This is a genomic window from Micromonospora sp. NPDC049201, assembly GCF_055586805.1.
On sequence record NZ_JBVJHM010000002.1, the window covers coordinates 518390 to 532565 of the forward strand.

The 14176-nt window shown below is 73.9% G+C and carries 14 protein-coding genes; 5 read left to right on the top strand and 9 right to left on the bottom strand.

From position 1 onward, the window contains the following. Nucleotides 1-59: 59 nt before the first annotated feature. Together ACZ6O5_RS06240 and ACZ6O5_RS06245 are read right to left on the bottom strand one after the other, a co-directional pair. The gene (locus ACZ6O5_RS06240) at nt 60-1493 is read right to left on the bottom strand and encodes an outer membrane protein assembly factor BamB family protein (RefSeq protein ID WP_465974815.1); all 1434 of its coding nucleotides are present in this window, start codon (nt 1491-1493) and stop codon (nt 60-62) included. 101 nt (nt 1494-1594) lie between these two features. Then, nucleotides 1595-2101, bottom strand: a complete 507-nt coding sequence (locus ACZ6O5_RS06245) for an Lrp/AsnC family transcriptional regulator (protein WP_465974817.1) — start codon at nt 2099-2101, stop codon at nt 1595-1597. A gap of 138 nt (nt 2102-2239) precedes the next feature. On the opposite strand from ACZ6O5_RS06245, the gene hppD reads away from it, so the two are divergent. The 4 genes from hppD to hisC are packed head-to-tail and all read left to right on the top strand — an operon-like array spanning nt 2240 to nt 6303. After that, nucleotides 2240-3445 carry a 4-hydroxyphenylpyruvate dioxygenase gene (hppD, locus tag ACZ6O5_RS06250; RefSeq protein ID WP_107161699.1) on the top strand — a complete coding sequence of 402 codons (1206 nt, stop codon included), beginning with the start codon at nt 2240-2242 and terminating at the stop codon, nt 3443-3445. A gap of 10 nt (nt 3446-3455) precedes the next feature. Continuing rightward, nucleotides 3456-4169 (top strand): RDD family protein, encoded by a 714-nt coding sequence (locus ACZ6O5_RS06255; RefSeq protein WP_465974819.1) that lies wholly within the window; start codon nt 3456-3458, stop codon nt 4167-4169. Continuing rightward, nucleotides 4166-5203: an RDD family protein gene (locus ACZ6O5_RS06260; RefSeq protein WP_465974820.1), complete on the top strand. Its 1038-nt coding sequence runs from the start codon at nt 4166-4168 to the stop codon at nt 5201-5203. The genes ACZ6O5_RS06255 and ACZ6O5_RS06260 overlap by 4 nt, the downstream gene beginning before the upstream one ends. Further along, nucleotides 5200-6303, top strand: a complete 1104-nt coding sequence (gene hisC / locus ACZ6O5_RS06265; RefSeq protein ID WP_465974822.1) for a histidinol-phosphate transaminase — start codon at nt 5200-5202, stop codon at nt 6301-6303. The genes ACZ6O5_RS06260 and hisC overlap by 4 nt, the downstream gene beginning before the upstream one ends. A gap of 64 nt (nt 6304-6367) precedes the next feature. Here hisC and ACZ6O5_RS06270 read toward each other — a convergent pair whose 3' ends face one another. From ACZ6O5_RS06270 to ACZ6O5_RS06290, 5 genes are all read right to left on the bottom strand, one after another. Further along, nucleotides 6368-7621 (bottom strand): outer membrane protein assembly factor BamB family protein, encoded by a 1254-nt coding sequence (locus ACZ6O5_RS06270; protein ID WP_465974824.1) that lies wholly within the window; start codon nt 7619-7621, stop codon nt 6368-6370. 135 nt (nt 7622-7756) lie between these two features. Continuing rightward, a complete protein-coding gene (locus ACZ6O5_RS06275) occupies nt 7757-8239 on the bottom strand; it encodes an SRPBCC family protein (RefSeq protein ID WP_465974826.1) in 483 nt (160 codons plus the stop codon). Nucleotides 8240-8351: 112 nt separating this feature from the next. Then, on the bottom strand, nt 8352-8561 hold the full coding sequence (locus ACZ6O5_RS06280; RefSeq protein WP_465974828.1) for a DUF397 domain-containing protein: 210 nt from the start codon (nt 8559-8561) through the stop codon (nt 8352-8354). Nucleotides 8562-8720: 159 nt separating this feature from the next. Then, the gene (gene fahA / locus ACZ6O5_RS06285) at nt 8721-9920 is read right to left on the bottom strand and encodes a fumarylacetoacetase (protein ID WP_465974830.1); all 1200 of its coding nucleotides are present in this window, start codon (nt 9918-9920) and stop codon (nt 8721-8723) included. Next, nucleotides 9917-10783 carry a hypothetical protein gene (locus tag ACZ6O5_RS06290; RefSeq protein ID WP_465974832.1) on the bottom strand — a complete coding sequence of 289 codons (867 nt, stop codon included), beginning with the start codon at nt 10781-10783 and terminating at the stop codon, nt 9917-9919. Before ACZ6O5_RS06290 ends, fahA begins: the two co-directional genes overlap by 4 nt. A gap of 93 nt (nt 10784-10876) precedes the next feature. On the opposite strand from ACZ6O5_RS06290, the gene ACZ6O5_RS06295 reads away from it, so the two are divergent. Continuing rightward, a complete protein-coding gene (locus tag ACZ6O5_RS06295; protein WP_405091495.1) occupies nt 10877-12043 on the top strand; it encodes a homogentisate 1,2-dioxygenase in 1167 nt (388 codons plus the stop codon). Between the two features lie 52 nt (nt 12044-12095). Here ACZ6O5_RS06295 and ACZ6O5_RS06300 read toward each other — a convergent pair whose 3' ends face one another. Both ACZ6O5_RS06300 and ACZ6O5_RS06305 read right to left on the bottom strand, forming a co-directional pair. Further along, nucleotides 12096-13136, bottom strand: coding sequence for an NAD(P)-dependent alcohol dehydrogenase (locus tag ACZ6O5_RS06300; RefSeq protein WP_281934457.1), 1041 nt, complete (start codon nt 13134-13136; stop codon nt 12096-12098). Nucleotides 13137-13145: 9 nt separating this feature from the next. After that, on the bottom strand, nt 13146-14144 hold the full coding sequence (locus tag ACZ6O5_RS06305) for a tetratricopeptide repeat protein (RefSeq protein WP_465974834.1): 999 nt from the start codon (nt 14142-14144) through the stop codon (nt 13146-13148). Nucleotides 14145-14176 lie beyond the last annotated feature (32 nt).

Consider the following 14176-nt stretch of genomic DNA (forward strand, 5'->3'; position numbering starts at 1 on the left):
AGAGCGGTCGATCGGTGACACCCGCCGGTGGGGTCCTGGGACGCCGATCTCACCCGGCGTCACTTCCCGTCGGCGCAGAGTTCCTTCTTCGGGCCGCAGTCGCCCCGGTTGCCCGGGGGACGCCAGGTGTCGCCCGGGTCGGGCGCCGGCACGGCACCCTGGTCGGCCGGCGGCGCACCGGCGCCACCGGTGCCCCAGCGGACGTACCCGATCTCCCGCCCCTCGCCGACGATCATGCCGTTCGGGCCGACCGCCAGCGCGTTCGCCGACGTGCGCAGCTCGGCCAGCACCCGACCGCCGCGCGGCTCGACCGCGACCAGCCGGGACGGTTTCTCCTCGGTGAGCACCACCGCGTACGGGGTGAGCGCCGCGCCACTCTTCTGACCGGCCGGCCGGGTCCACCGGGTCCGGTCGGCGGACAGCTCGCGGCCGAGCAGCGAGTCCTTGTCGGCGCTGCGCACCACCGCGTACCGGTCGTCGACGGCGAGCAGCTTCTCGCCCTCCGCGCCCACCTGGAGCAGCCGGCCGTCGTAGCCGTCGAGCACCGCCTCCCGGCCGTCCGGGGCCACCCCGATGAGCACGTTGCGGGCACCCTGCGGGTCCTCCCGCTGCACGCAGCCGGCGGCGTCCGCGGTACGCAGGTTGATCCCGGCCCGCCGCCAGACCTGCTGGCCGGTGGCCGGGTCGACGGCGGTGACGACGAAGTAGCAGCTCCCGTCGCGGGAGGTGGCCGCGACCCGGAGCAGCCGGCCGCCGACCACCGCGAGTCGCTCCTCCCGACCGGGCTGGACGTTCTGGAGCACCCGGCCGGTGGCGGTGTCCACCACGTGCACCCGGCCGTCGACCGGGAAGCCGAGCAGCGGCGGGACCGACTCCGGCCCGGCCACCCCGCCGTCGATACGGGTCGCGCCCAGCCGGCGGGTGCCGAGCAGCTCCGGATTGTCGGCGAGCACTCCGCTGTGCACGCCGGGCAGGAACGCGCTCCACAGCGGAGCGGTGCCGCGCGGGTCCCAGGCGCGCAGCGTGCAGTCGGTGGCCTGCACGCAGTACGCGTCGAGCAGCAGGTTGCGGTACGTCCAGACGGCGATCGCGCGCTCGTCGCGTCGGCGGGTCACGCCGGTGGTCGGGTCGATGACCTCGTACCCCTTGTCGAGCAGCTTGCCCACGGCGACGACCGACTCCCGGCCGCTGCCGGCCACCGCCGACCAGTCGGCCTTGCGCTCCCAGAGCTGGCTGCCGTCGGCGAGCTTGCGGGCCTCGATCCGGGTGCGCTGCTCGACGATCACGGTGTCACCGGCGATGGTGACGCTGCGCGGGGTGCCGCCGACGCGTTGCTGCCAGACCACGTCCGGCTCGGAGATCGGCTTGCTCCGGTCGACCCAGTCCCAGAGGCGGGGGAAGGGGTTCCAGACGCCGGTGGCGGCGAGCACGACCACGGTGATGAGCCCGAGCAGCAACCAGCCGCGTATGCCTAGGCCCTTCACACCGGACACGGTAGCGACGATCACCGTTCCCCGGGCTCCGTGCGGGGCGTGTCGCGCCGCTTCTTGCCCGGCCCGAGGTGTTAGAGGGGGCCCCGTCTCTACCGGAGGCGTTAAGCGGGGGCCCTTCCTTCGCCGCGGGCGGCGGAGCGCACGAGGGGCAGCGTGCGGTAGGGGATCTGCTCGGCCAGCGCGATGATGGTGGAGGCGCGCCGGATGGCCGCCGAGTCGACGATCTGGTCGATGACCCGCTGGAGGTCGGTGTTCGACCGGGCCACGATGCGGCAGAGCAGGTCGCTGGAGCCGGTGATGGTGTGCGCCTCCAGCACCTCCGGGATGGCGGCCAGGTGCGCGGTGACCTGGTCGTGGCCGTGCCGCTGACTGATCTCCAGGGTGACGAAACTGGTCACCCCGAAGCCGATCGCGGCCGGGGAGATCTCCGGCCCGAACCCGCCCACCACGCCGCGGCCGACCAGCTTGTCGAGCCGGGCCTGCACGGTGCCCCGGGCCACGCCGAGCCGCCGGGAGCACTCCAGCACCCCGATCCGGGGTTCCTCGGCGAGCAGTTCGATCAAGCGCGCGTCCAACTCGTCGAGCTGTACATCCTGACCAGTGTTCACGGTGGTTGACGATACCGAATGCGCAACCTGACCAGGAAAACCGCTAACTATTGCCCAACCGGAGGCGGTCCGGAGATGCTCGCCGGAAGCACATCCACGGCGGCCCACGAGGCCGGCCGGTACGCGAGGGAGGCCACCATGACCCAGGCGATCGACCGACCCCAGTTGACCGAGGAGGTCGACGCCGACGTGCTCGTCGGCGCCGTCAACCACGACATCAGCCGGGACCCGTTCCCGGTCAAGGGCCTCGACCACCTGCACTTCCTGGTCGGCAACGCCAAGCAGGCGGCGCACTACTACTCCACCGCCTACGGCATGACCTGCGTGGCGTACCGGGGCCCGGAGCAGGGCTACCGCGACCACGCGCAGTACGTGCTGACCAGCGGCTCGGCCCGGTTCGTGCTGACCGGCGTGGTGCGTCCGGGCGCCGACGGCGAGGCGCACGTGGCGAAGCACAGCGACGGCATCTCCGACATCGCGCTGGAGGTGCCGGACGTGGACGCCGCGTACGCGCACGCCACCGCGCAGGGCGCGACCGGCCTGCTGGAGCCGCACGACGTCAGCGACGAGCACGGCACCGTCCGGATGGCGGCCATCGGCGCGTACGGCGACACCCGGCACACGCTCGTCGACCGGTCCCGCTACACCGGGCCGTTCCTGCCCGGCTTCGTGGCCCGCGCCCCGATCGTGGACCGCCAGCCGATGATCGACGCCGGCCTCCAGCCGAAGCGCTTCTTCCAGGCCGTCGACCACGTGGTCGGCAACGTGGAGCTGGGCCGGATGGACGAGTGGGTCGAGTTCTACAAGCGGGTCATGGGCTTCAGCAACATGGCCGAGTTCATCGGCGACGACATCGCCACCGACTACTCCGCGCTGATGAGCAAGGTGGTGGCCAGCGGCACCCGCAAGGTGAAGTTCCCGCTCAACGAGCCGGCGGTGGCCCGCAAGAAGTCGCAGATCGACGAGTACCTGGAGTTCTACCAGGGCCCCGGCGCCCAGCACGTCGCGGTGGCCACCAACGACATCCTGGCCAGCGTGGACGCCATGCGGGCGGCCGGTGTCGAGTTCCTGGACACCCCGGACTCCTACTACCAGGACCCGGAGCTGCGCGCCCGGATCGGCAACGTGCGGGTGCCGATCGAGGAGCTCCAGTCCCGCAAGATCCTGGTGGACCGGGACGAGGACGGCTACCTGCTCCAGATCTTCACCAAGCCGGTGCAGGACCGCCCCACCGTCTTCTTCGAGCTGATCGAGCGGCACGGCTCCCTCGGCTTCGGCAAGGGCAACTTCAAGGCCCTGTTCGAGGCGATCGAGCGGGAGCAGGAGAAGCGCGGCAATCTGTGACACTGTCCGCGTGACCCAGCCTCCCCCGAACACGACGCCGCCGCCCGCCGGGCCCCCGCCCGTGGGCGGCGGCTTCGCGCCGCCCAGCGGCCCGGCGGTGTCCGCGCAGCCCATCCCGCAGACGTACCCGCCGCTCCCCGGCTACCCGCCGCCCCCACCCGGGTACGCCCCGCACGTCGCGCCCGTGCCACCGGCCCTGGCCCCGAACGGCCAGCCGCTGGCCGGGTTCGGCGAGCGGCTGGTGGCCTGGCTGATCGACACGGCGGTCGCCACCGCGGTGGCGATGGTGCTCTTCGCGCCCGTCTTCATCTGGCTCGTCCTCCGCATGATCGACCGGATGCCGGCGCCCGGACCGGACGGCACCGTGGCCGAGCCCGACCCGTTGGTGATCTTCGGCGACTTCCTCCTGCCGGTGCTTCTGGCCGAGCTGGGGCTGTTCCTCCTGCTGCTGGTCTTCTACTGGCTCTACCACGTGGAGTACGCCCGCCGAACCGGGCAGACGCTCGGCAAGAAGGTGATGAACCTGCGGATCATTCCGGCCCGACCCGACGCCACGCTGACTCGCGGGATGCTCGGCAAGCGCTACCTGGTCGAGTTCGTCGCCGTCTCGCTGGTGCCGTTCCTCAACTACCTCGACGGCCTCTGGCAACTCTGGGACAAGCCCTGGCAGCAGTGCCTGCACGACAAGGCCGCCGGCACGGTCGTCGTTAAGGTGGCACCGTGAGTCTGGAACCTGGCTGGTACGTCGACCCCGCCGAACCGGAGACCCGCCGCTGGTGGGACGGGGAGGGCTGGATCGGTGCGCCGATCCCGGTCGACGTCACCCCGCCCGACGGTCCACCGCCCGCCGAGCCCGAACCGGCCGCCACGACGCCGGCCGCCGGCTCCGCCGCCCACCGGCCGACCTCCGGCGCGCCGGGTGGCCCCGCCGGTCAGCCGGCCGGGTCGGTCCCGTCGGGTCAACCCGGCCCCGGGTGGGGACAGCCCGGGCAGCCGGGCCAGCCGGGCCCGTGGCCCGGACAGCCGGGTCAACCCGGCCAGGCCGGACCGTGGCCGGGGCAGCCGGGACAGCCGGGACCGTGGCCCGGACAGCCCGGGCAGCAGGGGCCGCCGCCGGGGTGGCCGTACCCGCAGTGGCCGGGCCGGCCGCCGGTACCGCGTCCGCACGGGCTGCCGCTCGCCTCGTACGGTGCCCGGCTGGTCGCCCGCCTCATCGACCTGGGCGTGGTGTTCCTGCTCAACGTGGTGGTGAACGGCTGGTTCGTGTACCGCTACTTCGAGGCGATCGAGCCCTACCTGCGGGAGACCATGCGTCGGGCGTTGAACGGCGACACGTCCACCGAGGGGCTGCCCCAGATCGACGACCAGGCCGGCGGGTTGCAGGTCGCCATCCTGCTGATCGCCACCGCGCTCTGGTTCGCGTACGAGGTGCCGTCGATGGCGGCGCGCGGGCAGACGTTCGGCAAGCGGGTGGCCCGCGTACGCGCGGTGTCGGTCGAGGCGGACCAGCCGCTCGGCTTCGGCCGGGCCACCCGGCGGTGGAGCACGATGGGCCTGCCCACGCTGCTCTGGTACTGCTGCGGGCTGGGCCTGCTGCTCCAGTTCGTCGACGCCGTCTCGCCCCTGTTCGACCAGCCGCTGCGCCAGGCGCTGCACGACAAGCGGGCGCAGACCGTGGTGGTCCAACTCCCCCGCGACCGGCCCGACCCCCGTACCGCCCCGCGCGACCGCGCCGACCCCCCGGGAGACACCCCATGACCGAGACCGGACGTCACCAGCCTCCGCTGCGGCTCACCCGCGTCGACCTGGACGCGCTGCCCAACTACGTGCCCGGCCGCAGCCCCGCCGACCTGGCCCGGGAGCTGGGCCTGACCGAGGCGATCAAGCTGGCCAGCAACGAGGTGCCGTACGGCCCGCTGCCCGGCGTGGTGGAGGCGGTCGCCGAGGCGGTCGCCGGTTCGCACCGCTACCCGGACATGGGCGTCGTCGCGCTGCGCCAGGCGCTCGCCGAGCGCTACGGCGTGGACGCCGACCGGATCGCCACCGGCTGCGGTTCGGTGGCGCTGGCCGAGCACCTGGTTCGGGCCACCTGTCTGCCCGGTGACGAGCTGCTCTACTCGTGGCGCTCATTCGAGGCGTACCCGATCATCGCGGCGACCAGCGGCGCGACGAGCGTGCGGGTGCCGAACGACGCCGGCCACGGGCACGACCTCGCGGCGATGGCGGCGGCGGTGACCGACCGGACCCGGATGATCCTGGTCTGCAACCCGAACAACCCCACCGGTACGGCGGTGCGCAAGGCCGAGCTGGACCGCTTCCTCGACACGGTGCCGGACGACGTGCTCGTGGTGATCGACGAGGCGTACCGGGAGTTCGTCACCGACGCCGAGGTGCCGGACGGCCTGAGCTACCTGGACCGGCCGAACGTCGCCGTACTGCGCACGCTGTCCAAGGCGTGGGGCCTGGCCGGCCTGCGGATCGGCTGGCTGGTGGCCGCGCCGGCCGTGGCCGCCGCCGTCCGCAAGGTGGTCACCCCGTTCTCCACCAGCACGGCCGCCCAGGCCGGCGCGCTGGCCGCGCTGGCCCAGGCCGACGAGGTGCGGCGGCGCTGCGCGCTGGTGGTGGCCGAGCGCGACCGGGTCACCGAGGCGCTGCGCAAGTTCGTGCCGGACGTCCCGGACAGCCAGGCCAACTTCGTCTGGCTGCCGCTGGGCGACCGGGCGATCGAGTTCGGCAAGGCGTGCGAGGCGCGCGGCGTGATCGTCCGGCCGTTCCCGGGCGACGGCGTACGGGTCACCATCGGCACCCCGGCCGAGAACGACGCGTTCCTGGCGGCCGCCGAGGCCGCCCTCGCCTGACGTGCAAGGAGGGGCCCCCGCTTAACGCCTGGCGTCGAGAAGGGGCCCCTTCTCACCGGCCGGCTCAGGTAGCAACGAGCAGCACCGGCTCGGCCATCAGGAACCAGCCCTGGTCGTCGTCGGCCTCGGTGGCGTGCTCCCGCACCCGTTCCACCGCCACGTAGCCGTCCACCGCGTACGCCCGGCCCGGCCGCCACCCGATCCCGTCCCGCCCGACGTCCAGCACGAACTCCGACCGGGACGCGCCGGTGAGCGGGTCCAGCGTGACCAGCTCCCGCCGGTCGGTCAGCAGATGCACCCGACCCGGCTCCTGGGCGAGCACCCGGGCCGGGTGGACGTCGGCCCGGCGCCACAGCTCCTCGCCGGTACGGGGGGACCGCCCGACCACCACGCCGCCGGACGTGTCCACCACCCGCTCGCCGTCCAGCACCGAGCCGGGGGCGTCCAGGCCCGGCGCGGCCACCGGCTGGCCGGGATCCGTCACCAGCCAGCCCCGGCTGTGCTCACCGCCCGGCCCGGCGGTACGCAGACCACGACAGCCGGAGTGCCCGTCGCGGCAGCCGACCGGCGTGACCACGAGTTGGCCCGGTGCGTCCGGTGGCCGCCAGCGGGTCCGTACCGCGCCGGTCCCCGCGTCCCGCAGCTCGACCGCGGCCGGTCCCGCGCAGTTGTCCACCCCGACCAGGTCGCCGCTCGCGGTGCTGCCCACGTCGGTCCGGCAACCCCGGCCGACGTTGGCACGCCAGAGCCGGCGGCCGTCGGCCAGCGCGTATCCGCCGACCGCGCCCGGACCGGCGGCGAGCAGCACGTCGAGGCCGTCGGCGGTGCGGGCGACGTGCAGGCCGGCCGGGTCCCAGACCGTGGCCGCGAACGTGCGGCGGGGCTTCGGCACCGACCCCGGCACCGGGCCGTCGGCCCGCCAGGCCACCCGCCCGGTACGCGCGTCCAGCGCCACCAGCTTCCCGTCGGACCAGCGGCTGACCACCGTGGTGCCCTCGGCGAGCACCCCGACCAGCGTCGCCGGCCACCGGCGGTAGGACCAGAACGGGGTCACCCGGTGCCGGCCGGTGACCGGCTGGTCCGCGTACACCTGGCGGGTGCCGGCGTAGACGCGGAGCCGGCCGTCCACGACCAGCGGCGCCACCGGCAGCCGCCCGATCACCCCGACGGTCGGTGCGGGCGCCTCCGGGTACGGGTCCCGGGCCACGGTCTCGACCTCGGCCGGAGCCAGCACCCGGGCGACCACGGCGACCGACGCCGCGACGGCCAGCACCGCCACCAGCGCCACCACGGCCCGCCGCCTGCCGGCCTTCGCCATCCGCCACCTCCGCCCCGGCACCCTACCGGCCGGGGCCGAGCCGTGATCCGGTCGCCCGGCCGACGGCCGGGCGGCACGGCGACCGGTGGCCCGGAAGGCCCGCTCGCGCGCTACGGCGACGAGCGATCGGGCGGCTCAGGCGGCCTCGGTGGAGCGGGTGGGACCGACGGCCAGCGCCAGGTCGGCCAGGTCACGCCGGAGCGCGCTGTCCACCGCCCGGGCGGCCAGGCCGCCGAGGATCAGCGCCAGCACCCGGCCGTACGGCCGGTTCGGCACCGCCTCCTGCTCGACGGTGACCTCGGTGCAGCCGCGCCGCCGACGCTCGACGGTGCGCAACGTGAAGGTGATCCGGTAGTCGACGCCGGACCCGGGTGAGCCGAGCACCAGGCGGCGCGGGGCGACGGCCTCGACCACCTCGAACTCCTCCGGCTCGGCCCCGCCGTCCGGCCGGAGGCGGGTCTCCCGCCAGGTGGTGCCCGGCCCGAACGCACCGGCGGTGAGCACCTCGACCGCGCCGACCGCGGAGAGCCAGTCGGCGCGCGCCGGGAGGTCGGTGAGCAGGCGCCAGAGGTCGGCGTCCTGCGCCTCGATGAAGGCGGAAACGGTCACCGTCGACATGGCACCTCCCGTGTCGTCCACGGTACGGCCCGTCACCGATGTGGGGGAGCCCCACCGTGACATTTCCGCCGCCGGTGCCCCCACGGCGGGACACCGGGGTCGCCGAAATCGATCAGTCGCGGAAGGCGTCGCGTCGCAACGCCGAGACGAACGCGCTCCACCCCGGCGGGCTCACCGCGAGCGCCGGACCGGTCGGGTCCTTGGAGTCGCGTACGCCCACCACGCCGTGCGCGGCCACCACGTTCGTGGCCACCTCGACGCAGAGGCCCTGATCGTTGGAACGGCTGCTGGTGCGCCACACGGCACCGATCAGCTCGGTCATGCTCGGTCCTTCCTGTGTTTCCTGCTGGATGCGCCCGGACCGGCACCGCCCAGGCCGGCACCGCCGGGGCGCACCCGATCCGCGTCGCTCAACGCGCGAGGAAACGGCCCCGGTCGCACAGTGGGTGCGACCAGGGCCGTGGGCTCGGAAAGCCGGATCTCAGCGGGCCGGGAGGACCGTCCCGGTGACCTCGCCGAGCGCGATCGTGGTGCCGTTCGGTCCGGGCGCGGTGGCGGTGATCGTCACCGTGTCGCCGTCCTCCAGGAACGTCCGCTGGCTGCCGTCGGCGAACTTCACCGGCTCGGACCCGCCCCAGGTGAGTTCCAGGAACGAACCGACCTGGCCGCGTTCCGGCCCGGACACGGTGCCGGAGGCGTAGAGGTCGCCGGTGCGCAGCGACGCCCCGTTGACGGTGAGGTGCGCGAGCTGCTGGGCCGGCGTCCAGTACATGGTGGCGAACGGCGGCTCGGCCACCCGCTCGCCGTTCCACTCCACCGACAGCGTCAGGTCCAGTCCGAGGCGCGGGGTGTCGCGGAGGTACTCCTGCACCGGCGGGTCCTGGTCGGGCGCGGGCACGAACGCGTCGGCGAGCGCGTCCAGCGGGGTGACCCAGCCGGCGACCGAGGTGGCGAACGACTTGCCCAGGAACGGGCCGAGGGGTTGGTACTCCCAGGCCTGGATGTCCCGGGCCGACCAGTCGTTGACAAGCACCACGCCGAAGACGTGGTCGGCGAAGTCGGCCACCGGCACCGGATCGCCGAGCCGACTCGGCACGCCGACCACGAAGCCGACCTCGGCCTCGATGTCGAGGCGTACGGAGGCGCCGGTGGTGGGGCCCTGGGCGCTGGCGCGCTGCCCGGTGGGGCGGACCACGGGCGTGCCGGAGACGACCACCGTGCCGGCCCGGCCGTGGTAGCCGATCGGCACGTGCTTCCAGTTCGGCAGCAGCGGCGGCTGGCCGGGCCGAAAGATCTGGCCGACGTTCGAGGCGTGGTGCTCCGAGGAATAGAAATCGACGTAGTCCGCCACCTCGAACGGCAGCACCAGCTCGATCTCACCCACCGGCACCAGCAGCGGCTCCACCGCCGGCCGGTGCGCCGAATCGGTGAGCAGCTCGGTGACGCGCTCCCGGACGGCGGTCCACTGCGGCCGGCCGAGCGCCAGGAACGCGTTCAGCGTCTGCCGGCCCAGCGCGCCGCCGGCCAGCACCAGACCGGCGGCCTCCGCGCCGGCCAGGTCCAGCACGAGGTCGCCGATGCGGACGCCGACGCGGGGCTCACGGTCACCGTGCCGGAACACGCCGTACGGCAGGTTCGTCACCCCGTACGACGAACCCGCCGCCCCCTCAACCCACGTCATGAGTCGTAGCCTCCGTTCACCAGCCCCAGCCGGATCAAATCGGTAAGTGGTTCGGAGATGCTGCACGACCCGTACCCGACCCAGAGCGGGCGTTGTGCCTCGCGCCGGCCCCGGGCGGCCTCGACCACGCGTACCACGTCGGTGACGGCCAGCAGTTCGGCCACGCCGTCCACGTCGGCGCCGTCGACCGCGGCCAGCGTGGCGGCCAGCACGTTGACGAACCCGTGGTGGGTGAAGCCGGTCTCCGGGTCGCGGTGCCGGATCGCGTGGTGCAGCCCGGCGGTGAGCTTGAACGGCAGGTCGCGGTCCCGGCAGGCGCAGATCACGGCGGCCAGCTCGACCGGGGTCGGGAACAGCTCGGCGGCCAACCCGCCGGTGCGGAACTTGGCCGCCACCGGCAGTCCGCCGGCCCGCGCGTCGGCGAGCGCGTCCAGCGCCCCCATCAGCCCGAAGGTCAGCGGGATCTCCGCGTAGACGGCGGTGTCGTCGAGCCGCCCGGCGAGCGCGACCAGCTCGGCGAGGCCGGGCTGCGGGTCCTCGCCCCGCTTGGCGACCGGCGCCTCGACCTGCCGGGCGGTGACGCCGTCCGGCGTCAGGGCGGCGAGCGCGGCGGGCAGCCGGTCGAGGCCGGTGTCGCCGATCAGCCCGATGACGAAGCCCTCGGCCGGGTCCACCCGGCCGTGCAGCGCGCCGTCCTCGATCTCCGAGGCGGGCAGCAGCAGCGGGCCGACCAGGCCGGCGTACCAGGCGTCGCGGTGCCGGCGGTGCGCGGTCACCGCGTCGGGCAGCGCGGCGTTGCCGGGCGGAAAGACCGCGGCGTCGTCGACCAGGCCGGCGAGAAGGCGGGGCACCTGCGTTGACACGAGAGAAGAATGTACGGGACGCTACGAGGAACGGACAACAGCGTCCGATTATCGGACGCCACCGGCCGGCCAACGGGACATAACGGAGGCGAGATGCCGTACTACCGCAGCGTGGGCGAGGTGCCCCGCAAGCGCCACACCCAGTTCCGGCAGCCCGACGGCACGCTCTACGCCGAGGAGCTGGTCGGTCAGGAGGGCTTCTCCTCCGACTCGTCGCTGCTCTACCACCGGCACGCGCCGACCGCGATCCTCGCCGCCGAGGAGTTCGCCCCGCCCACCGTCACCCGGGTGCCGAACCTGCCGCTCAAGCCGCGCCACCTGCGCACCCACAAGCTGGACGGCGGCGGCGCGGACCCGGTGCTCGGCCGGCGTTACCTGCTCGCCAACGACGACGTCCGGATCGCGTACGTGCTGGCCGACCGGCCGTCGCCGCTGTTCCGCGATGCCACCGGCGACCACTGCCTCTACCTGGAGTCCGGCTCGATGCGGGTGGAGTCGCCGTTCGGCGTGCTCGACGCGGTGGCCGGCGACTACGTCGTCATCCCCACCTCGACCATCCACCGCCTGGTGCCGACCGGTGACGAGCCGACCCGGCTGCTCGCCGTCGAGGCGTCCGGCCACATCGGCCCGCCCAAGCGCTACCTCTCCGTACGCGGGCAGTTCCTGGAGCACTCGCCCTACTGCGAGCGCGACGTCCGGGGGCCGGACACCCCGCTGCTGGTCGACGGCGAGGAGGTGGAGGTGCTGGTCAAGCACCGGCGCGGCTGGACGAGGTACGTCTACGCCAACCACCCGTTCGACGTGGTCGGCTGGGACGGGCACCTGTACCCGTGGGCGTTCTCCATCCACGACTTCGAGCCGATCACCGGGCGGATCCACCAGCCGCCGCCGGTGCACCAGACGTTCCAGGGCCCGAACTTCGTGATCTGCTCGTTCGTGCCGCGCAAGGTCGACTACCACCCGGCCGCCATCCCGGTGCCGTACAACCACCACAACGTCGACTCCGACGAGATGCTGTTCTACACCGGCGGCAACTACGAGGCCCGACGCGGCTCCGGCATCGAGCAGGGCTCGATCTCGCTGCACCCGTCCGGCTTCACCCACGGCCCGCAGCCGGGTGCCGCCGAGCGGTCGATCGGGGCGGACTTCTTCGACGAGCTGGCGGTCATGGTGGACACGTTCCGCCCGCTGGACCTCTGCGACGCGGGCACCGCCTGCGAGGACGACGGCTACGCCTGGACCTGGGCGCGCAAGCCCTGACGTACGCGCCGAGGGGCCGCCCGGAGGCGGCCCCTCGGCACACGTCGGAGCGTCAGAACGTGGACGCGTCGATGACGAAGCGGTAGCGCACGTCGGACGCGAGCACCCGCTCGTACGCCTCGTTGATCTTCTCGGCCGGAATCACCTCGATCTCGGCGCCCAGCCCGTGCTCGGCGCAGAAGTCGAGCATCTCCTGGGTCTCCGCGATGCCACCGATGCTCGACCCGGCGAACGACCGCCGGCCCGGGATCAGCGAGAACGCGTGTACCGACAGCGGCTCCTCCGGGGCGCCCACGTTGACCAGCGTCCCGTCCACCGCGAGCAGCCGCAGGAACGCGTTCATGTCGATGGTCGCGCTCACCGTGTTGATGATCAGGTCGAACGAGCCGGCCAGTTCCGTGAACGTGTCCTCGTCGGAGGTCGCGAAGTAGTGGTCGGCGCCGAGCCGCAGCCCGTCCTCCCGCTTCTTCAGCGACTGGGACAGCACCGTCACCTCGGCGCCCATCGCGTGGGCCAGCTTCACGGCCATGTGGCCGAGACCACCCATGCCGATCACGGCCACCTTCCGGCCCGGCCCGGCGTTCCAGTGCCGCAGCGGCGAGTACGTGGTGATGCCGGCGCAGAGCAGCGGCGCGGCGGCGTCCAGCTCGATGCCGTCCGGGATGCGCAGCACGAAGTCCTCGGTGACCACGATGGCCTGCGAGTAACCGCCCTGGGTCGGCTTGCCGTCCCGGCCCACCCCGGCGTAGGTGCCGGTGCTGCCCTTCAGGCAGTACTGCTCCAGGCCCTTGCGGCAGCTGTCGCACTCCCGGCAGGAGTCGACCAGGCAGCCGACGCCGACCCGGTCGCCGACGGCGAACTTCGTCACCGCGGAGCCGACCTCCCGCACCACGCCGGCGATCTCGTGGCCGACCACGATCGGGTAGCGGGTCGGGCCCCACTCGCTGCGCGCGGTGTGGATGTCGGAGTGGCAGATGCCGGCGAACTTGATGTCGATGAGGACGTCGTCCGGGCCGAGGTCCCGCCGCTCGATGGTGGTCGGCGTGAGCGGGTCGGTCGCGGACGTCGCCGCGTAGGCGTTGACAGTCAGCATCCGACCTTCCTACCCCCGGTTGAGCAGGGCGAATCCGGCGACCACCGAGGCCGTGACGGCGCCCACCAGCGGCCACGGGCCGCCGACCAACGCGTAGACCACCAGCAGCACCGGCGCGGCGGCCCCCGCGTAGACGGCCGGCCCCAGCCCCCGGGACATCGCGTCCCGCGCGCCGGGCAGCCGGCTCACCGGCCGCCAGGCCAGCAGCCCCACCCCGACCGCCGCCAGCACCGCGAGCAGCCGGGACGCGACCGGCGCGGTCGGTCCCAGCGCGGCGACCAGCACGGTGGCGGCCAGCGACCAGCCGGCGGCGGACAGCACGAGCCGGCGTACGCCCGCGTCGACGGCACGCACCGGATCGGGGCCGGGCGGGGAGATGTCGGCCACCTCGGTCAGGTGCTCCAGCGTCTCCGCGTAACGCCGTCGCTCCAGCCGGGCCACACCCGGGTCGCGCCCCGCGCCGGCCAGCTCCGGGTCCAGCCGCAACGCCTCCCGGTAGGCCCGCTCGGCCAGGTCGAACAGCTCCAGCCGAACCGCGACCAGGCCGAGCACGAGGTGCGCCTCCGGCTCGTCCGGCGTCAGCTCGACACCCCGCCAGGCCGCGTCCAGCGCCGGCTGCCCGTTGCGCGAGGCGGACAGGATGGCGGCGGCGCTGCGCTGCGCGTACGCGTCGGTCGGGCCCAGCGCCAGGAGTTCGTCCGCGGTGCCCGCGGCGGCCTTCCAACGCTCCAGGTCGAGTAGCGCGAACCCGCGAACGACAAGCGCCGGCGCGTTCCCCGGCGCGGCGGCGACCGCCGCCTCGGCCACCGTCAGCGCCTCGGCGGGACGACCGGCGGCGAGCTGCATCCGGGCCAGCATGGTCAGCGCGGCGAGGTGCGCGGGCTCCGCCGCGATCAGCGCGGTCAGCTCGCCGATCCCCTCGTCGTAGCGGCCCAGCTCGGCGAGGAGGTGGGCACGTCGCAGGTAGCCGTCGGCGGCGGACTGGTCGGGGGCGGCGTCACTCGGCATCCCGGCGAGCCTAGCCGCCCCGGCTGGCCAGC